Annotated in this window: 18 protein-coding genes; 7 read left to right on the top strand and 11 right to left on the bottom strand. The window is 71.3% G+C overall.

Translation table 11 applies throughout. The features are described 5' to 3' along the window. The first annotated feature begins 29 nt into the window (after window positions 1-29). On the top strand, window positions 30-782 hold the full coding sequence (locus ACFVKT_RS23275; RefSeq protein WP_385735011.1) for an endo alpha-1,4 polygalactosaminidase: 753 nt from the start codon (window positions 30-32) through the stop codon (window positions 780-782). 67 nt (window positions 783-849) lie between these two features. Here the strand turns inward: ACFVKT_RS23275 and ACFVKT_RS23270 are convergent, their stop codons facing one another. From ACFVKT_RS23270 to ACFVKT_RS23245, 6 genes are all read right to left on the bottom strand, one after another. After that, a complete protein-coding gene (locus ACFVKT_RS23270; RefSeq protein ID WP_385734441.1) occupies window positions 850-2,346 on the bottom strand; it encodes an MFS transporter in 1,497 nt (498 codons plus the stop codon). A 167-nt stretch (window positions 2,347-2,513) separates the two neighbouring features. Continuing rightward, window positions 2,514-2,945, bottom strand: a complete 432-nt coding sequence (locus ACFVKT_RS23265; protein ID WP_385734439.1) for a heme-binding protein — start codon at window positions 2,943-2,945, stop codon at window positions 2,514-2,516. After that, window positions 2,942-4,528, bottom strand: a complete 1,587-nt coding sequence (locus ACFVKT_RS23260; RefSeq protein ID WP_385734437.1) for an MDR family MFS transporter — start codon at window positions 4,526-4,528, stop codon at window positions 2,942-2,944. Before ACFVKT_RS23260 ends, ACFVKT_RS23265 begins: the two co-directional genes overlap by 4 nt. Then, window positions 4,525-5,109, bottom strand: a complete 585-nt coding sequence (locus ACFVKT_RS23255) for an NADPH-dependent FMN reductase (RefSeq protein ID WP_385734435.1) — start codon at window positions 5,107-5,109, stop codon at window positions 4,525-4,527. Before ACFVKT_RS23255 ends, ACFVKT_RS23260 begins: the two co-directional genes overlap by 4 nt. Window positions 5,110-5,174: 65 nt before the next feature. After that, complete coding sequence (locus ACFVKT_RS23250; RefSeq protein WP_385734433.1) at window positions 5,175-6,110, bottom strand: fumarylacetoacetate hydrolase family protein; 936 nt, start codon at window positions 6,108-6,110, stop codon at window positions 5,175-5,177. A gap of 518 nt (window positions 6,111-6,628) precedes the next feature. Continuing rightward, the gene (locus ACFVKT_RS23245; protein ID WP_385734431.1) at window positions 6,629-7,480 is read right to left on the bottom strand and encodes a hypothetical protein; all 852 of its coding nucleotides are present in this window, start codon (window positions 7,478-7,480) and stop codon (window positions 6,629-6,631) included. Window positions 7,481-7,733: 253 nt separating this feature from the next. On the opposite strand from ACFVKT_RS23245, the gene ACFVKT_RS23240 reads away from it, so the two are divergent. The 3 genes from ACFVKT_RS23240 (at window position 7,734) to ACFVKT_RS23230 (ending at window position 11,130) form a co-directional block, all read left to right on the top strand. Further along, window positions 7,734-8,492, top strand: a complete 759-nt coding sequence (locus ACFVKT_RS23240) for an SDR family NAD(P)-dependent oxidoreductase (protein ID WP_385734429.1) — start codon at window positions 7,734-7,736, stop codon at window positions 8,490-8,492. Between the two features lie 149 nt (window positions 8,493-8,641). Next, window positions 8,642-9,472 (top strand): FadR/GntR family transcriptional regulator, encoded by an 831-nt coding sequence (locus tag ACFVKT_RS23235; RefSeq protein WP_385734427.1) that lies wholly within the window; start codon window positions 8,642-8,644, stop codon window positions 9,470-9,472. Further along, entirely contained in the window at window positions 9,469-11,130 is a 1,662-nt protein-coding gene (locus ACFVKT_RS23230) for a thiamine pyrophosphate-dependent enzyme (protein ID WP_385734425.1), read from the top strand. Before ACFVKT_RS23235 ends, ACFVKT_RS23230 begins: the two co-directional genes overlap by 4 nt. An 86-nt stretch (window positions 11,131-11,216) precedes the next feature. Here ACFVKT_RS23230 and ACFVKT_RS23225 read toward each other — a convergent pair whose 3' ends face one another. From ACFVKT_RS23225 to ACFVKT_RS23215, 3 genes are read right to left on the bottom strand one after another with little or no spacing between them, the layout of a single operon-like run. Continuing rightward, a complete protein-coding gene (locus ACFVKT_RS23225) occupies window positions 11,217-11,729 on the bottom strand; it encodes an AAA family ATPase (RefSeq protein ID WP_385734423.1) in 513 nt (170 codons plus the stop codon). Between the two features lie 34 nt (window positions 11,730-11,763). Further along, entirely contained in the window at window positions 11,764-12,153 is a 390-nt protein-coding gene (locus ACFVKT_RS23220; RefSeq protein WP_385734421.1) for a MazG-like family protein, read from the bottom strand. Between the two features lie 46 nt (window positions 12,154-12,199). Further along, a complete protein-coding gene (locus ACFVKT_RS23215) occupies window positions 12,200-12,745 on the bottom strand; it encodes a DoxX family protein (RefSeq protein WP_385734419.1) in 546 nt (181 codons plus the stop codon). 129 nt (window positions 12,746-12,874) lie between these two features. Here ACFVKT_RS23215 and ACFVKT_RS23210 point away from each other — a divergent pair, with 129 nt between their 5' ends. Together ACFVKT_RS23210 and ACFVKT_RS23205 are read left to right on the top strand one after the other, a co-directional pair. After that, complete coding sequence (locus tag ACFVKT_RS23210) at window positions 12,875-13,201, top strand: nuclear transport factor 2 family protein (protein WP_385734418.1); 327 nt, start codon at window positions 12,875-12,877, stop codon at window positions 13,199-13,201. 124 nt (window positions 13,202-13,325) lie between these two features. Beyond that, complete coding sequence (locus ACFVKT_RS23205; RefSeq protein WP_385734416.1) at window positions 13,326-14,321, top strand: aldo/keto reductase; 996 nt, start codon at window positions 13,326-13,328, stop codon at window positions 14,319-14,321. A gap of 35 nt (window positions 14,322-14,356) precedes the next feature. On the opposite strand, the gene ACFVKT_RS23200 is transcribed toward ACFVKT_RS23205, so the two are convergent. Both ACFVKT_RS23200 and ACFVKT_RS23195 read right to left on the bottom strand, forming a co-directional pair. After that, the gene (locus ACFVKT_RS23200; RefSeq protein ID WP_385734414.1) at window positions 14,357-15,082 is read right to left on the bottom strand and encodes an ABC transporter ATP-binding protein; all 726 of its coding nucleotides are present in this window, start codon (window positions 15,080-15,082) and stop codon (window positions 14,357-14,359) included. 128 nt (window positions 15,083-15,210) lie between these two features. After that, window positions 15,211-16,656, bottom strand: coding sequence for an ABC transporter permease (locus ACFVKT_RS23195; RefSeq protein WP_385734412.1), 1,446 nt, complete (start codon window positions 16,654-16,656; stop codon window positions 15,211-15,213). A 399-nt stretch (window positions 16,657-17,055) separates the two neighbouring features. On the opposite strand from ACFVKT_RS23195, the gene ACFVKT_RS23190 reads away from it, so the two are divergent. Further along, the gene (locus tag ACFVKT_RS23190; protein ID WP_385734410.1) at window positions 17,056-18,198 is read left to right on the top strand and encodes a D-alanyl-D-alanine carboxypeptidase family protein; all 1,143 of its coding nucleotides are present in this window, start codon (window positions 17,056-17,058) and stop codon (window positions 18,196-18,198) included. The last annotated feature ends 158 nt before the right edge of the window (window positions 18,199-18,356 follow it).

Below are 18,356 nucleotides of genomic sequence, written 5' to 3'. Positions count from 1 at the left end.
GGCCGGGCCCCGCAACCGCCCTCACCCTCATGCTGCTTGGCATGCTGCTGGCGGGCTGCTCCTCCGGCCCCCCCGACGCGCCCCACCGTTGGCAGCCGCGCCCCGGCACCGCCTGGCAGTGGCAGCTCAGCGGCCGGATCGACACCTCCGTAGAGGTCCCGGTGTACGACATCGACGGCTTCGAGAACAGCGCCGCCGTGGTCAAGTCCCTGCACACCGACGGACGCAAGGTGATCTGCTACATCAACGCCGGTTCCTGGGAGGACTACCGCCCCGACCAGAAGGACTTCCCCGCCTCCGTCCTTGGCAAAGGCAACGGCTGGGAGGGCGAGCGGTGGCTCGACATCCGCCGACTCGACGTGCTGCGCCCCATCATGGCCAAGCGCATGGACATGTGCCGCTCCAAGGGGTTCGACGCCGTCGAGCCCGACCTCCTCGACGGCTACACCAACAAGACCGGCTTCCCGCTGGCCGCCGCGGACCAGCTCGCGTACAACCGCATGATCGCGGATCTGGCACACGACCGGGGCCTGGCCGTCGGACTGAAGAACGACCTGGAGCAAATACCGCAGCTGGTCGGGGACTTCGACTTCGCGGTGAACGAACAGTGCGCCGAATTCAGCGAATGCGCGTCACTGACACCGTTCGTCAAGGCACGCAAGGCCGTCTTCCATGTGGAGTACGACGTGCCCACCGGGAAGTTCTGTCCCACCGCCGGCCGGCTGGGCCTCGACTCGATGCTGAAGCGGCTCTCCCTGGACGCGTGGCGCCGGCCGTGCTGAGGCAGGCGGGCGCCGGAAGGGGCGGCGGCCGCAGGCGATCCGGCCGCCGCCTCCCGCACGGTTCACCTCACCTGGCCGCCATCTCCACCTCTTCCTGACCCACGGCGGCCGGTGTGTTCCGGCGTCCGCCGAGTGTGAGGCCCGGCAGGGCCACCAGGAAGGCGACGGCGGCCAGGGCGGCGCCGCCGAAGAGACCGACCCGGGCCGCCGCGGCGAAGTCGCCGTGCGAGGCGGTCATCTCGCTGAAGTACAACGAGGTCGCCAGCGCGGTGCCGAGCGAGGTGCCGATCTTCATGCCGGTCTGGTAGATCCCGGCCGCGGTGCTGCCCTCCTTGCGTGGTACACGGTGCAGGGCGAGCGTCTGGTTGGCCGCGATGACGAGGCCCGCGCCGCAGCCCGCCACCAGCAGTGGCCCGGCGAGCAGCAGCGGCATGGGAGCGCCCGAGGAGGTGTCGACGACCAGGGCCGTGCCGAGCAGCCCGAGGGCGGTCACCGCGGTGCCGCCGATCACCAGCGGAGCGCCTACGCGGTGCACGATACGACCGCTGATGATGCCGCAGACCGCCGAACCGACGGTGAACGCCACGATGGACAGAGCCGCTTGCAGCGCCGTGTAGCCCAGGCCCTGCTGGAGGAACTGGGTGAGCACCAGGAAGATGCCCGTGAACCCGCCGTACAGCGAGGCCGCGACGAGCGTGCCCACCCAGTAGTGGCGCTCACGGAACAGGTTCAGGTCGACGAGGGGCTGCCGGCCCTGCCGCGCGACCGTGCGCTCGTACAGGACGAAGACGACGAGCAGCGCGAGGCCGGTCCACGTCAGCCACCACCGGCGGTCGCCCCAGCCCCCGCTCTGCAGCAGGGGCAGCATCACGGCCGTGACGGCGAGGCCGAGCAGCAGAACGCCGACCAGGTCGAGGGTGCGACGCGCCTCGACGCGCCGGCCCTCCGGCAGCAGCCGTACGGCGAGGAAGAGGACGACGACGTCCACCGGGATGAACGCCAGGAAGATCCAGCGCCAGCCCTCGCCCGTACCGGCGAAGTGCAGGATGATGCCGCCGAGGAGTGGGCCGATGGCCGTCGACAGGCTCACTGTGGCGCCGTAGTAGCCGAAGGCCCGGCCCCGTTCGCGCGACGGGTACATCTGGTGCAGCATGCCGACGACCTGGGGGGCGACCAGGCCGGCCGCCACCCCCCTGGCGAGCCGTGATGCGTCCAGGAAGGTGGCATCGGGTGCGATTCCGCACAGCACGCCGGTGATGACGAACAGCACCATGCCGATGACGAAGATCTTCCGGCGGCCGAACTCGTCCCCGAGCCGGCCGGCCGGGACCAGCGTCAGGCCGAAGGTCAGGGTGTATCCGGCGAGCGACCAGGTGACGTCGGCCGGCGTCAGATGAAGGTGCTCCTCCATCGAGGGCAGCGCGACGGTCACGATGCTCACGTCGAGGAGGGTGAGGAACGCGGCGGCTATGCAGATGAGCAGGGCCTGCGTGCGTCGCTTCGAGGTCAGGTGGGGCGGTGTGGGTACAGCGGTTGTTTCGAGGTCTTCAGGCGTCTTTGCCATGGTTCACCTCAGGTTCCCATCGGCTGTCTGTAGCGGCCTTCGATGCCGTGCGGGGCGCGGCGGCGCCCCGCCGGGAATGCGGCTCCGACGTGGGAGTACATCCGTCTCCGGTGGTGATGCCGTGGCCCGCTCCGTCCCGGAAGCGGGCCACGGCCGTCCGGACCGGGTCAGCCCACGTCGGCCACCAGACCCGCGTTCTCCACCCCGAAGACGGCGACGATCTCGTCGTTCTCGGGCCGCTCTCCGCTGACGCCCACCGAACCGAGCAGCTCGCCGTCCTTGTCGCGGACGAGCACACCGCCCCGGGAGGAGGCCACGCGGCCCTCGGAGATGGCGGCCAGGGCGGCGAAGAAGGCGGGGTCACGCGTCGCGTGCCGCGCCCCGGCCGCACCGCCCGAGCCGGTGCCCAGGCAGCCCCATGCCTTGGCGTGCGCGATCTGCGGGCGCAGGATGCCCGCGCCGTCCTCCCGCTTGACCACCTGGGGGTGGCCGCCCGGGTCGAGCACGGTGATCGTCAAAGGTCGCAGTCCCAGCTCGCGTGCGTGGCTCAGCGCGGCGTCGACGATCTCGGATGCCTGGGTCAGGCTCAGACCGGTCATGTCTGTGGCTCCTCTGCTTTCTTGCTGTTCAGGGTGTTATGCGTTTTCCGGAGTGGGGTCAATGGGTCGGGTGAGGGCAGGGGTCTCCTTCTGCGGCGGAGCAGGGGGGTGCGTCGGCCGGTGCGGGGAGCGGGGATCGTGCTCGCCGCGTCGGCGTCGCTGATCCGCGTGGCCGCGTACAGGCCGAGCAGGTTGAATGCCGCGGCGGTGAGGAAGGCGGCCCGGTAACCGGACATGTCCGGGGCGCTCCCGGCACCGGAAGCGCCGCCCGTGGCCGACACGAGGACGGTGGTGACCACCGCGACGCCGGTCGCGCCGCCGAGCCTGCGGCCGACGTTGAAGAGGGTCGAGGCCCGGCCGGAGGAGGACGAGGTGACCGTGGCGAAGGACGCGGACTGGGTGCCCACGAACACCTGGCCGACGGCGAGCCCCATGCAGAAGAGCAGCAGCCTGACCCACCACAGGCCGGTGTCCTCGTGCCACAGGGCCATCAGCGCGATGGCCGCACTCGTTCCCGCCGAGCCGAGCATCAGATGCCGGCGGGGGCCGAGCTTGCGGTAGAGGAGCCGACTGGCGAGCTGCGAGCCGATGACCACGCCCATGGCCTCGGAGAAGATGGTCAGTCCCGCGGCCAGCGGACTCATGCCCCGCTCGTCCTGCAGATAGAGCGTGAGGGTGAAAAGGGTGCCGAGGAAGGCCACCGACTGCACGGTCATGACCGCGGTACCGGAGGCGAACAGACGGTTCGTCAGCAGGCGTACGTCCATCATCGGGAACTCCTTGCGGAGCTCGACGACGATCATCGAGGCGACCAGGACGGTGCCGCAGGCCAGACAGGCGGCGATGGGGGCCGTGGTCCAGCCCCGCTCGGGTCCCTCCGAGACGCCGTACATCAGCAGGCCGAGGCCGGCCGCCGCGAGCAGGAACCCGGCGAGGTCGAAGCGTTCCGCGGGCCGTGCGGGCTCGTTGCGCAGGTACAGCAGGCCGAACACGGTCGCGAGGACGCCGACCGGCACATTGACGTAGAAGATCGCCCGCCAGGACACCGAGGTGACCAGCAGACCGCCGATCACCGGGCCGAGGGTGGGGGCGAGGCCGTTGGCGATGCTCAGGATCGCCGAGGCCCGCACCCGTTCCCCGGGGGCGAAGGCGCGCAGCAGCATCGCCATGCCGACCGAGGCGAGCATGCCGCCGCCGGCGCCCTGGAGGATCCGGAACGCGACCAGCTCACCCAGGCTCGTCGCCATCCCGCACAGCGCGGAGCCGGCGGTGAAGACGGCGACGGCGGTCAGCAGGGTGCGCTTGCCGCCGAAGCGGTCGCCGAGCCAGCCGGAGGCCGGGACGAAGACGGCGAGGCTCACCAGGTAGGAGATCGAGACCGTGTCGACGCCGGTGGACGGCACCGAGAAGGCACGGCCGATCGACGGCAGCGCGACGTTGACGATGGTCATGTCCAGCGTGCTCAGGAAGAGCCCGGCCACGTAGACGACGCCTACGGCCACCTTCTGGCTGATGACGATCCGGGGGCCGCGCCGCCCGTCCGGCTCGCCACCGGTGGACTGCGCGACCGGGCCCCCGCTCACCCGACCGGGTCGGCGAGCCGCAGCGCGGAGAGCACGGCGGTCAGCCGGAGCAGCTCGTCCAGCATCCCCGACGCGTCCGCGTCCAGCCCGGCGGAGGACTCGAAGGTCCCGCCGGGGGTCACCGCCGTCCGGATGGACGGGATGTGCACGGAGTGCGAGAGCGGCACCATCTTCAGCGCGGAGACGACCGGGATCAGCGCGGTGACGGCTCTGGCGCCGCCCGAGACACCGCCGTAGGCGACGAAGGCGGCCGGCTTGCCGGCCCACTCCTTCGCCAGGAAGTCGAGGGCGTTCTTGGTCGCCGCGTTGTAGCTGTGGTTGTACTCGGGGACGACGAACACATACGCGTCGGCGGCGCGCACGGTCTCGCTCCAGCGCCGGGTGTGGTCATGGTCGTACTGGCCGCGCTGTGGGGGACGTGGCTCGTCGAGGAGCGGCAGGCCGACCTCGGCGAGGTCGACGAACTCGACGCCGAAGCCCTCGTGCCGTACCGCGAGGTTGTGGAACCAGGTGCCGACGGCGTGACCGCGCCGGCCCGGGCGGGTGCTGCCGACGACGATCTGCAGGTGGGGTGCGGACATGACTGGCCTCCGGTGGCTCAGCGGCTCTGCGGGCGTGGGTTCTGAGGACTCAGCGGCTCAGTGACTCAGTCGTCGAGGACGACCTTGTTCTCGATGACTCCGAGTCCTTCGACCTCGCCGCGGACCACGTCGCCCGGCAGTACGTCGCCGTGGCCGAGGGGTGTTCCGGTCGACAGCACGTCGCCGGGCGCCAGGGTGAGTGCCTCGGTGAGCCAGACCAGTTGCTCGGGGAGGGTGTGGAACATGTCGGCGGTGGTTCCGTCCTGGCGGAGTTCGCCGTTGACCCAGGAGCGGATGCGCAGCCGGTGCGGGTCGGGGATCTCGTCGGCGGTGACGAACCAGGGGCCGGTGATCCCGTACGTGTCGAAGCCCTTGGCCCGGTCCATGCGGTTGTTATCCAGATCGGAGACGTCCCGCGAGCCGGTGTCGCAGAAGGCGACGTAACCGGCCACCGCCCGCAGCGCGTTGTCCGGTGTGAGGAACCGTGAACGCGGGCCGATGACCGCCGCCAGCTCCATCTCCGGGTCGACCTTCTCGGCGATCGCCGGATACCGGAGCGCGTCGTTCGGGCCCGCGAGGGCACCGGTGGGCTTGAGATGGCCCTGGAGACCTCGCCGGGGCTGCGGCGGTGCGGAAGTGCCGGGCGAACGGGGGTAGTTGGCGAGCATGCACCAGATGGTCCGCGGCCGTCCGACCGCCGGGCCGAGCCGTTCCGGCTTGTCGGACCAGAGGCAGTCCTCGTGCAGCTCGCCGGTGTCGGCGTTGTCGACGGCCCAGTCGAACGCCGCCCGGACGGCGGTGAGTTCGGGATCCACCTGGAGGAGCGAGGGCAGGTCACCGGGTACGTCGAGGCGGGAGCGGGCCACCGCGTCGTCCCGGTGGACGCCCAGGCTCTCCAGCCGTCGCACGAACGCGGCCTGGATGTCTATGAGGTGGTGCGGAATGACTTCGGCGAAACAGAGCCGGTCGCCGAAGGGGGTCCGTCGGGTGGCGATTTTCATGGGGCTCTCCGTGGGTGCGGGTCGGTGGGTCGCTCCGGGTTACGGGGCGGGCCGCCACCGGGGTGATCTGTCTGGGGTCGGGGCGACTCGGACGGCCGGAGTCCGGTCGACCGTGGGGACGGGGGTGATCCGGCGGCGGGACTCGGGGAGGGGGCCACCCCGGGTCCCGCCTGTTCTGGGGGCCGACCGGTCCGGGGCGCCGTCGGCCGGTGGGCCCGGGGTCGCGGGCCGGGACGGCATAGGTGTCGGCCGGGCGTGCCCTGTGGGCGGGGGCGTACGGCGGTGATCAGCCCGTACGCGTGCACGGCACGTCTCCACGCGTACGGCCATGTCCCGACGCTGTCGGCCCGGCGCGAGCTGTGCCGGTGTCGGCGTACACCCGGATCGGCGTGCATGTCCGTTGCCGTCGCCGAAACGTCTCGGCCCGCGGCAAGGGCCAGGGCAGGAGCGTCGGCCGGTGTCGGCGTGGGCCGTCTCGCTCTGTCCACGTCGGCCCCGCGCCCACGCCCGCGTCCGGCTCAGCCGCCGGCGGCGTCCTTCGCGTTCTCGAAGCTGATGCCGCCGTCGGTGACGACGGTGACGAACTTGTCGTCGTCGGGCTCGACCGGCTGCTGGATCGGAGGGAGGCCGACGGTGAACACGACCAGTTCCTCGGTGGCCGCGTAGCGGACCTTCTCCCCGGGGTCGGCCTCCACCGCGCCGAGCTTGCCGACCTCGGTGTCCTCGGCGGTGCCGGCGCCGGACAGGATCACCGTCAGGCGGCGGGCGTCCTCGCTGGTGGAGACCCACTCGGCGCCGGCCTCGATCTTGACGAACTCGATCCAGAACTCACGCTCGGTGTACGTGCCGATCGGCTTGCGCTTGACGCCCGGCCAGCCCGCCACCGGCAGCCAGTTGAGGTGATCGGGGTTGCTGATGACCACGCCGTTGTAACGCGGCTTGGGGAACTTGTGCTCACGCCGTGGACGCCGCTCGGCCTGCGCTTCCTTGTTGTCGGGGCCGCGGCCACGGCCGGCGCTCATGCCGAGCGCGGAGGCGCCGCCGAACTGCAGCACGAGCTGGAGCTGCTTCGGATCGGTCAGCGGGTCGTCCTGCGGGCCGTACGTCTGGCCCTCGGGGAAGTAGCCGACCTCGCCCTCCCGCAGGATCCCCTGCTCACCGAGGTTCATGTCGCCCACCAGCGGCAGCCGGATCTGCTCGAAGGTGTGGCAGTGCCGGGGCATACGGAAGTCGGCCTCCTGGCGGCCCAGGATGTAGCGGTAGTTCTCCATGGGCTTGCTCCGGTCGCCCATGAGCAGGTAGTTGAACGAGACCGTCCCCCTGGGGTGGTCCATCTTGAACGCGTTCTCGTCGAACGGTGCGATCTTCATCGCGGTCCTCCGTAGGTTCGGGTGCATGCCCCTGCGGGGCCGGCGCGTCCGGTGGCCCGGTCCGGCCGGCCTTCTCGCGAAGGGCCTGATGACTGTTCGCGACCGGCCGGGCAGCGTTGCCACGGGTCCCACCGCGGCGCACTCATCCAGATGTCATCCGGTTGTCGCGGTATCCACGAAACCTTCTTGGTAGGTTTGTGTCAAGGTAGGTGGTGAGCTTTTCACCGAAGCCGACGAGCCGAGGGAGTCTGAGATGGCCGACATGGATCTGAACGGAACCGTCACCGTGGTGACCGGTGCTTCCAGCGGGATAGGTGCCGCCGTGGCGCGTGTGCTCGCGGCGCGGGGTTCGGCCGTGGCGCTGGTGGCCCGGCGCGAGGACCGGCTCGTGGCGCTGGCCGAGGAGCTGGCGGCCACGGGCGGGCGAGCCCTGCCTGTGGAGGCCGACGTGACCGACGCGGAGCAGGCCCGCGCGGCGGTGGAGCGCGCCGTGGAGGAGTGGGGGCGGCTCGACATCCTCGTCAACAACGCCGGGGTGCCCCAGCGGGGCCCGCTGATGGACTCCTCGCCCGCGGAGTTCGACCGGGTGGTGGGGGTGAATCTGCTCGGCAGCATGTACTGCGCGCACGCCGCCCTGCCGTACCTGGTCGAGGCAGCCGCGAGTGAGCCCCGCCGGGTCGCCGACCTGGTCAATGTCAGCTCGGTGGCGGGGCGCGTCATCCACAAGAGCACGAGCGTGTACAACGCGTCCAAGTTCGGGCTCAACGCGTACAGCGAGGCGCTGCGTCAGGAGGTGGCGGGCCGCCGGGTCCGCGTCTCGGTCCTCGAACCCTCCGCCGTGATCACCGACTTGTTCCCGCGTGCGGCGAGGGAGGCGATCGCCTCCCAGATCGGCGCCTACGAGCGGCTGAGTGCCATGGACGTCGCCGACGCCGTCGAGTACGTCGTGACGCGCCCCGCGCACGCCGCGGTGAGCCAACTGCTCATCCGGCCCAGTGAGTCGGAGCGTTGAGCGGCCCTCCCGGCCTTGCGGGCCTTTGCCGGCCTTGGAAGCCTTGAAAGAACCTACTTAGTAGGTTAACTTACTGGTTGGATAGGCCATCGAAGTCCCTGGGGCACGTCAGTCCGGGGAGCGAGGTCCAGGAACCCCTTGGGAGTGTCATGTCCGTGCCCCATACCCCCGCGAAGATCTACCGCGGCCGGGTCGCCGACCAGATCGTCGAGGACCTCCGCGAGCAGATCCTCAGCGGTGCCCTGCCGGACGGCGCGCGGCTGCCCTCCGAACGCGAACTGGCAGCGTCGTACGACGTCAGCGCGCCCACCATCCGTGAGGCCATCCGGGTACTCACCGCGATGGGCATGGTCACCACCCGCAACGGCAGCCGCGCGACGGTCAACGCGCAGGGCGACACCCTGCTCGCCATGTCCATCGCCTCCGTCGTGCAGTTCGAGAAGGTCGGCGCCCGCGAGGTGTTCGGCCTGCTCGGCTCGCTCAACGCGTACGCCGCCGAACTCGCCGCCGAACAGGCCTCCGACGAGGAGATCGCCGGCCTACGGGCCGCTGCCGAGGAGAGCGCGGCGGCCGAGGGCGTCGAGCGGTCCGCCGCCGCGCTCCAGCAGTTCTTCGTCACCCTCTCCGAGATCTCCCACAACCCGCTGCTGGCCGCGCTGTGCCGGTTCATCACTGAGGTCCAGATCGGGCTCGCGGTCAAGCTGGCCGGCGGCGAGGGCAGAGACTGGGGGCGGATCGCGGGTGCCCTCCAGGCGGAGCGCCTGAGCATCGTGGACGCCATCGCGGGCCGCGATCCCGCCGTCGCCGCGGCCGCGGTCCGTGAGTACCACCGGCGCGTGGTGGAGCGGATCATCTCCGTCCGCAAGGACGACCAGACCGCTGGATCCGATCTCGGGCTCACCGAGGCCCTCACCGCCTGGCTGCGCGCCAACGTGGGTCTTGGCGGGCAGGTCGCGAACCGAAGGAGCACGCTGTCGTGACGCAAGTACTGGAGACAGCCACGCCGGGAACCAGCAGCGCCGAGGTGGGCGCGTCCGCGGTCGTGGTCCGCACCGTCCGCGACGCCGCCTTCGACGTCCTGCGGCTGCACGGCCTGACCACGCTGTTCGCCAACCCGGGCTCGACGGAGGTGTCCCTGCTCGCCGATCTGCCCGAGGACCTGGAGTTCGTACTGGCCCTGCACGAGGGCTCGGTGGTCGGTGCGGCCACCGGCTGGGCCCTGGCACGCGAGCAGCCCGCACTGGTGCTGCTGCACACCACGGCGGGCCTCGGCAACGCGGTGGGCGCGCTGGCCACCGCCCGCGTGAACCGCGCGCCCCTCGTGGTCCTGGTGGGCCAGCAGGACCGCCGGCACCTTGCCCAGGAGCCGTTCCTCGCGGGGCGGTTGGAGGGCCTGGCCGGGGACTATCCGGTCCGGGTGGAGTCACCGGTACGCGCCCAGGACGTACCCGGCGCGATCGCGCGGGCCGTGCACGCCGCCCGCGAGGGAAGGGGCCCCGCGCTGGTCCTCGTCCCCATGAACGACTGGGCGGAGCCCGCCGAGGACCTGCCCATACCCGCGCCTGCCGCACTGCGCCGGGCGGCATCGGCGGACGTGTCGGTCGTCGCCGAGGTCGCCGCACTGCTCGCCGGGGCCACCGCACCGGCCCTCGTGGTGGGAGCGGGCGCGGACAACGAGGGAACCTGGACCGCGCTCACCTCCCTCGCCGAGCGGCTCGACTGCCCGGTGTGGCAGGAGCCTTTCGGAGCGCGCGCCGGATTCCCGCAGGACCACCGCCTGTTCGCCGGGCACCTGCCCTCCGACCGGCCCCGGCTGCGCGCCGCGCTCGACCCGTACGACCTGCTGCTCTGCGTGGGCGCGCCGTTCCTGCGCCAATACCCCTACGCACCCGGAGAGTTGACCGGCGCCCGCGTGGTGGTCGTCACCGACGACCCGGCCGAGGCGCACCGCGCCCCCGCCGAACTCGCGGTGGTCGCCGCGCTGCCGGACTTCTGCGACCGGCTCGCCCGCCGCACCCCGCCCCGGCCCGCGACGAAGGCGCCGGTGCAGCGTGCTCCGCACCCCGGACCCCCCGCCGATGGGGAGGCGTTGAGCCCCTCCCACGTCCTGGCGGCACTCGCGGAGCGGCTGCCCGCGGACACGGTGATCGTGGAGGAGACGCCCTCCTCCCGCCCGGACCTGCACGCGCTGCTGCCCGCCCGGCGGCCGCTCGGCTTCCTCAGCGCCGCCATGGGCGGGCTCGGCTTCGCGATGCCCGCCGCGATCGGCGTACGCATGGGACAGCCGCGCCGCCCCGTCGTCGCCGTCATCGGTGACGGATCCTCGCTCTACCAGGTCCAGTCCCTGTGGACCGCCGCCCACTACGGCGTCGGTGCCGTCTTCGTCGTCCTCGCCAACGGCCGCTACGCGGTGATGGACCGGCTCGCGGAGCAGCAGGGCGGCAAGCCGCCGTGGCCGCCCTTCGAGGAGGTCGACGTGGCCGGCCTCGCCGAGTCCTTCGGCTGCCCCGTCCGCAGGATCGACACCTACCCGGACCTGTGCGACACACTCGACGCGCTCTGCCCCGGCCTCGCCGACCGCACCGAGCCGCTCGTCCTCCAGGTGACCGTGAGCGCGGAGGGCGAGTTCAAGCCCTGATGCCTGGCGGGCTGCGGAGGGCGGCTGGCGACTTCAAGCTCTGATGTCGCCCGGCAGACCGCGGAGGACGACGGCGACCGGCGACCTCAAGCCCTGATGCCGCCCGGCAGACCGCGGAGCAGGTCCGCCAGGGACTCCTCCGCCGTCCGCCCCGCTGTGTCGACGCTCAACTGCCCGCCGTCCCACGGCTCGTAGGCGATACGCGAGATCCGCTCCCAGTCCGGCAGCGGCAGACCGGGGATGTCCGCCACGCGGGTCGTCGCCCGCTCGCGGTGCTCGGCGGGGTCCGAGCAGATCACCTCCACCTCGACGGCGGGTACGCCGGCCCGGTCGGCCGCCTCGCGCCAGGCGGCCCGGGTGATCGGCAACGGGTTCACCGACTCGGCGATCACGGTGTGCCCCTGGCGGAGGTGCTCCTCGGCGAGGGCGTACCCGATGACGTAGCCCGCCGGGCCGACCGGGTGGGTGGTCAACCCCGAGCGGACCAGGGCCTGTTCGATGGTGTCGACGCGGACGTGGACCGCGCCTGTGCGGTGGGCGAGGAGCCGGGCGAGAGTGGTCTTTCCGGTGGCGGGGAGGCCGCCGAGGATGATCAGCACGGTGCTCAGTGTGCCGCACGGTCCGCTGTGCGGGTCAGGGGGTTCCGGCCGGTCCCAGTGAGCGTTCCGTGACCTCGGCCAGGTGGGTGGTGAAGACCTCGCGGGCGTCCGGAGCCAGGGTGCGCAGGGCCACCAGGGCTGTGATGACGACGTCGCAGAGTTCGGACCGGACGTCGTCCCAGGTGTGGCTCATGCCCTTGCGGGGGTTCTGGCCGGTCGCGCCGATCACCGCCTGTGCGACCTCGCCGACCTCCTCGGAGAGTTTCAGCATCCGCAGAAGCAGCAACTCCCGCCCGGCGAGCGCCTGGTTGGTGTCCAGCCAGGTGTGCAGGCGGTCGATCGAGTCCCAGACGACGTCGTCCTGATCCTGAACTTCCTGAACATCCTGAACTTCCTGAACATCTTCAGCAGCGCGGTCAGCCATGCGAGCAGCTTCCCACTCCCGGGACGGGGGCCGGACACCTGTTCGTCTACTCGTCGAACAGGGTCTCCTGCTCACCCTCGGCAGCCTTCCGTACCCGCTGGTTCCGTGCGCCGACGACCACCGCGGTGACCGCCGCCGTCACGCCCAGGGCGGCCGGCACCATCCAGCCGCGGTTCACCGTGTGCCCCAGCGCATGGTCGAGGGAGAGCCTGCCGGGTCCCGTCACGGCGAGGCCCGCCGCTGTCAGACCCAGGCTCGCCGCGTACTCGTAGCCGCCGGCCTGCGCGAAGAACCCGTTCGGCACGTGCACCGCCGCCGCGCCCGCCATCGCGCCGGCCGCCGCCGCACCGGCCGCGGGTGTAGCGAGGCCCAGCGCCAGCAGTGCGCCGCCGCCCGCCTCGGCGAGGCCCGCCGCCGTCGCACTCGTCCTCCCGGGTGAGTAGCCCATGGACTCCATGGCCATCCCGGTGTTCCGGAGCCCGCCCCCGCCGAACCAGCCGAACAGCTTCTGCGTCCCGTGCGCGGCCAGCACGCCGCCCGTGCCCAGACGGAGCAGCAGCAGTCCCAGATCACGTCGGTCGAAACAGGTCACATTGACTCCCGGAACGGACGGGGTGGAGGGGCGGAGGGATCTCCACCGTCGCACCGATGACCCCCATCCGGCGCGCCCGCGCCGCCGTTCGGGTGGCGACCCCCGGACAGCGGTGTGAGTCTGGCTCGCATGACGATTCAGGTAGCCAAACTCAGCGACCCGGCCGTCCGGGCGTTCGTCACCGCTGTGAACGCCCACGACCGCGAGGCCTTCCAGGCCGTCCTCGCCCCGGGCGCCACCATGTCCGACGACGGTTCCGACCGTGACCTCGCCGACTGGACGGACCGGGAGATCTTCTCCTCACGCGGCCACATGGACGTGGACAACGAGTCCAAGGGCGGCCGTTCCCTCATCGCCCGCTACAGCAACGACACCTGGGGCGAGATGAAGACGAGGTGGAGCTTCACCGTCGACGACGGCGGCAGGATCTCCCGCTTCGAGACGGGCCAGGTGTAGCCGGCCGTCACCACCCGCGGCCGGGGGCTTGAACGCCAAGACCCGTCGCCGCCACGACCTGCGGTGGAAAATCTCCGCCCGGGTCTTGCCCTCGCGTGCACTCCAACTCCTAGCGTCCACTCGTATGGAGACCTTCGAGCACCACAGGACACTGGGCCGCAGCGGCATCGAGGTCAGCGCCCTCGGCTTCGGCTGCTGGGCCATCGGCGGCGAGTGGGCGAGCGCCGACGGGCAGCCGCTGGGCTGGGGCAAGGTCGACGACGAGGAGTCCGTACGGGCCGTGCGGCGCGCCCTCGACCTCGGCGTGACGTTCTTCGACACGGCCGACGCGTACGGCACCGGGCACAGCGAGCGGGTTCTCGCGCGCGCTCTCGGCAAGCGCCGTGCCGACGTGGTCGTCGCCACCAAGTGGGGCAACGTGACCGACGAGGAGCGCCGGATCGCCTTCGGGAGCGACGACTCCCCGGCGTATGCCCGCCACGCGCTGACCGCCTCACTGCGCCGCCTGGACACCGACTACATCGACCTCTACCAACTGCACATCTCCGACGCCGACCCGGAGCGTGCCGCTCAACTCCGCGACACCTGCGAGGAGTTCGTGAGCGAGGGGCTGATCCGCGCGTACGCCTGGAGCACCGACGACCCTGAGCGGGCGGCCGTCTTCGCGGCGGGCGAGCACTGTGCGGCCGTACAGCACTGTCTGAACATCCTCCAGGACGCCCCCGAACTCCTGGCGCTCTGCGAGGAGTCGGACCTCGCGAGCATCAACCGCAGCCCGCTCGCGATGGGTCTGCTGACCGGGAAGCACGCGCCGGGGCGCGCTCTGGAAGCCGGGGACATCCGCAGTACGCCGCCCGCCTGGCTGCCGGGCTTCAAGGAGAGCAGCGGCGCCGACCCGGACTGGCTCGCCAGGGTCGACGCCCTCAGGGACATCCTCACCAGCAACGGCCGTACGCTCGCGCAGGGCGCCCTTGCCTGGATCTGGGCGCGCAGTCCGCGTACCGTCCCGATCCCTGGATTCCGCTCGGTCGCGCAGGCCGAGGAGAACGCGGGCGCGATCGCCCAAGGGCCGCTCACCGCCGAGCAGTTGACCGAGGTCGACCGGATTCTCGGACGGTGAGCGGCCCCAAGTAGCCCCAGGAAACCGCCGAACGGCTACTGGGCGAACTGCTGGGGAGCCGGAGCCGCGGCGTGCCGTGCCGTGCGCCCCTGCTCCTTCAGCGAGATCTGCCCCTTCTTGATGGTCGCGAGGCGCGGTGCGCGGCGGGCGATGGACGAGTCGTGGGTGACCATGATGAAGGTCAGCCCGTACTCGTGCCACAGCCCGTCGAGCAGGCCCATGATGTCGTCGCGGGTGCCCTCGTCGAGGTTGCCGGTCGGCTCGTCGGCGAGGAGCACCTTCGGCTTTTTGACCAGGGCGCGCGCGATGGCGACACGCTGCTGCTGGCCGCCGGACAGCTCCGACGGCGCGTGGGTAAGCCGGTCGCCCAGGCCGACGGAGGACAGCGCCTCGGCGGCCCGCTGGCGCCGCTCCTTGGGCTTCACACCGAGCGGTACGAGCGCCGTCTCGACGTTCTCCTGCGCGGTCAGCGTCGGGATGAGGTTGAACGACTGGAAGATGATGCCGATCTTCTCGGCGCGCAGCCGGGTCAGCTTGGCCTCGCTGATGGAGGCGAGGTCCACGCCGTCGAGTTCGACGCTGCCGGAGGAGGGGCGGTCCAGGCCGCCGATCATCTGCAGCAGCGTCGACTTGCCGCCGCCCGTGGGGCCCTGGATGACGAGCTGGTCGCCGTCCTCGATGGTGAGGTCGATGCCACGCAGCGCCTCCACCGTGTCCTTGCCCCGCGTGTAGCGCTTGGTGACGCCAGTGAGCTTGTACATGAGTTCTCCGAAGATGAAGCAGCCAGGTGAGGTGAGGAAAGGGGGGCGGGGCGCCGCGACCCGGGGGAACGGACGCGGCGCCCCAGCTCTGGGGGCCCGGCCCCTAAGGCCGGTTGCCCGAGGGCCTGTTACTGAACGCTGCGCAGCGCGTCCGCCGGGCGCATCCGGGAGGCGCGCCAGCCGCCCATAGCACCGGCGATCAGACCGCCGGCGATGGCCAGGCCCGCCGCGAGCGCGATGGTGGTCACCGAGACCGGCGCGGAGAGCGCGATCTCCATGGTGTTGGAGGCCGCCTGCTGGCCGCCGCCTCCCATGCGACCGCCGCCGCCACCCGCGCCGGCCGTGGAGCCGAGCTCCGCGGTCAGCGTCGGGCTGATCGCCGTCACGGCGTACGCCGCGCCGACGCCGATGGCGATGCCGAGGGCGCCGCCGATCAGGCCGTTCACGATGGACTCGCCGACGACCTGCCGGGTGACCTTGCGGGACGGCCAGCCGAGCGCCTTGAGGGTGCCGAACTCACGCACCCGGCGCGAGACGGCGGAGGAGGTGAGCAGCGCCGCCACCAGGAACGCGGCGATGAGCACCGCGATGGACAGCCACTTGCCCACGCTGGTCGCGAGGTTGGAGGCGGTGGACAGCGAACCCGAGACCGTCTCCGCCAGGTCGGCGGAGGTGGTGACCGTCGTACCCGAGATGTTCTTCTGGATCTCCGCCTTGACCGTGTCGATCTGCTTGGAGTCGGTCGCCGTGACGTAGATCGTGGTGACCTCGTCGGCCGAGTCACCGAGCGTCTGCGCCTGCTTCAGCGGCAGGTAGACGTCGGTGGTGCTCTCGCTGCTGTCGGGAGTCGCGATGCCGATGATGTCGTACTTGGTGTCGGAGATCGTGATCGTCTTGTCGGTAGTGAGCTCGTTCTCCTTCGCGTACGACGCGCTGACCACCGCGACCTTGGAGTTGGACTGCGCCGAGGTGAAGGTCGTGCCTGAGGTGATCTTCGACGTGGCGAGCGGGCCGAGGTCCTGGTTGCTGACGTCGACGCCCGCGACGGAGTACGAGTTGACGTCGAAGTTGGCGCCGCCGCCCTGCACACGGCCGGTGCCGCCGCCCCCGCCGCCGCCCTGACCCTGGCCGGAGGGTGCCGGTGCCGCGGACTCCGCGGTGCCCTGGGTGAAGGAGCCGTCGACCTTGGTGACGTTCAGGCTGAGCGCGCCGACCGCGTCGGCCACGCCCGTCTGCTTGGCCACGTCGGTGACGAGCGAGGCCTTCAGGACCTGCCCGCCCTGCGGCATCACACGGTCCGAGCTCTGGGTTTCGCTGCTGTCGGAGCCCGCGTCGAAATTGAACCGGGGCCGGCCCGACTCACTGTCCGTGGGCGCTGCCTGGGCCTTGGTGACCGTCATGTCGGTGCCGAGCCCGTACAACGAGGTCAGGACCTTGTCCTGGGCCTGCGTCATGCCGGCCGACACCGAGTTGACGGTGATGACCAGCGCGATACCGAGCGCCAGACCCAGGGCGATGACCAGGGCGGCTTTCTTGCGCCGGCTCAGCTCACGCTTGAGATAGATGCCAAACATCCCGTTCCTCAAAGGTTCTTGGCGCCCGCTGGTGGGCGCGGCCACAAGCTATGAAGGAACCTTTGAGTCGGGCTGAGTAAAGGATGTGTGAGAGCTGAGAATGTGAGGCCCGATATCAATGTTTCATCAGACAGCTGATTCCTAAGTTCCCTAGGGGTGACTGCCAGGTAGTGCCTGTTGAGTGGGTTCTTGGTGAAGAACGGCGGGCCCGTCCGGTACGTATCTCCCGGTGGGACGGTGGATGGGTGTACGGGGCGGGTCCGCGCCTTTTTCGGCAAGTCACGCACGCGCTGTCGACGCGTTCCCGTCTGCTGCCTTTGCGTTCTCTTTGAGATCGCGGTGGATTTCCTTTGTCACCCCGCTGTGCGGTGTCACAGACTGCCTTTGTACTGTCCCGGGATGCGTGATTCCACCCGGCTCTCCCGTCGTGCCGCCCTCCGCCTCGCCGCGGCCGCCGTCCCGCTCGCCGTGGCCGCCCCCGCTTCCGCGGCGACCACGATCGGCGGTGAGCGGCTCGGCCGCGCCGGCGTCCAGGTGAGCGGCGCCTCGGGTCTGCCCAAGGGGCTCACCGCCCGCTCCTGGCTCGTCGCGGACCACGACAGCGGCGAGGTGCTCGCCTCGTACGACGCGCACCGGCGCCTCGCGCCCGCGTCCACCCTGAAGATGCTGTTCGCGGACACCGTGCTGGACAGGTTCGAGCGGACCGAGAAGCACACGGTGACCGCCGCCGACCTGACGGGGATACCCGCCGGCTCCAGCCTCGTCGGCGTCCGGGCCGGAATCACGTACACCGTCGAGGAGTTGTGGCTCGGCGTCTTCCTGCGCTCGGGCAACGACGCCGTGCACGTGCTCAGCCACATGAACGGCGGCATCGACGAGACGGTCGCGCAGATGCAGGCCAAGGCCGAGGAACTGCAGGCCCTCGACACCACGGTGGTCAGCCCCGACGGCTTCGACCACGAGGGCCAGCTCTCGTCGGCGTACGACCTGACGCTCTTCGCCCGGCACGGCCTCGCCGACGCCGACTTCCGCGCCTACTGCGTGACGAAGACCGCCGACTTCCCGGCCGGCGGCAAGAAGACCTTCCAGATCCAGAACACCGACCGCCTGCTGACGGGCGCGGAGGGCGTGGCGGCGTACGACGGCCTGATCGGCGTCAAGAACGGCTACACGAGCAACGCCGGCAACACCTTCACCGGCGCGGCGACCCGCGACGGGCGCACCCTCCTCGTCACCGTGCTGCACCCGGAGAGCGGCGGCGGTGGCGTCTACGAGGAGACGGCCGCGCTGCTCGACTGGGGGTTCGGAGAGGGCGCGCACGCCAAGCCTGTGGGCACGCTGGTCGAGCCGCTCGGAACGGGTGGCGCGAGCGCGACGCCCGCGGGACAACGGGCGGCAGCTGCCTCCGCCCCCAGCGCCGCGAAGAAGTCGTCGTGGGAGATGGCGGGCGGGGCCGGGGGAGCGATGGTGCTCCTCGCCGGCGGCACACTCGCCCTGCGCAACCGCGGCCGGGGCTCCGGGGGCGGCAACCACCGGCGTTGAGCGGTGTGGGTGGGGTGCGGGGGCGGCGACCGCCGGTGTTGAGCGGTGCGGGGGCGGCGACGGGCGGGTGAGGGGTGGCGACGGCTGCCGTCGGCCGATGTGTTCGCGGCGGCTGCCGTGTGCGGCGCGGGGTGGCGGCGGCTGCCGCAGGGGCGGCG

The organism is Streptomyces sp. NPDC127595 (genome assembly GCF_042671685.1).
Classification (GTDB): domain Bacteria; phylum Actinomycetota; class Actinomycetes; order Streptomycetales; family Streptomycetaceae; genus Streptomyces.
Note: the sequence above shows the minus strand (reverse complement) of the source record. Positions and strands in the feature narration are given on the sequence as shown.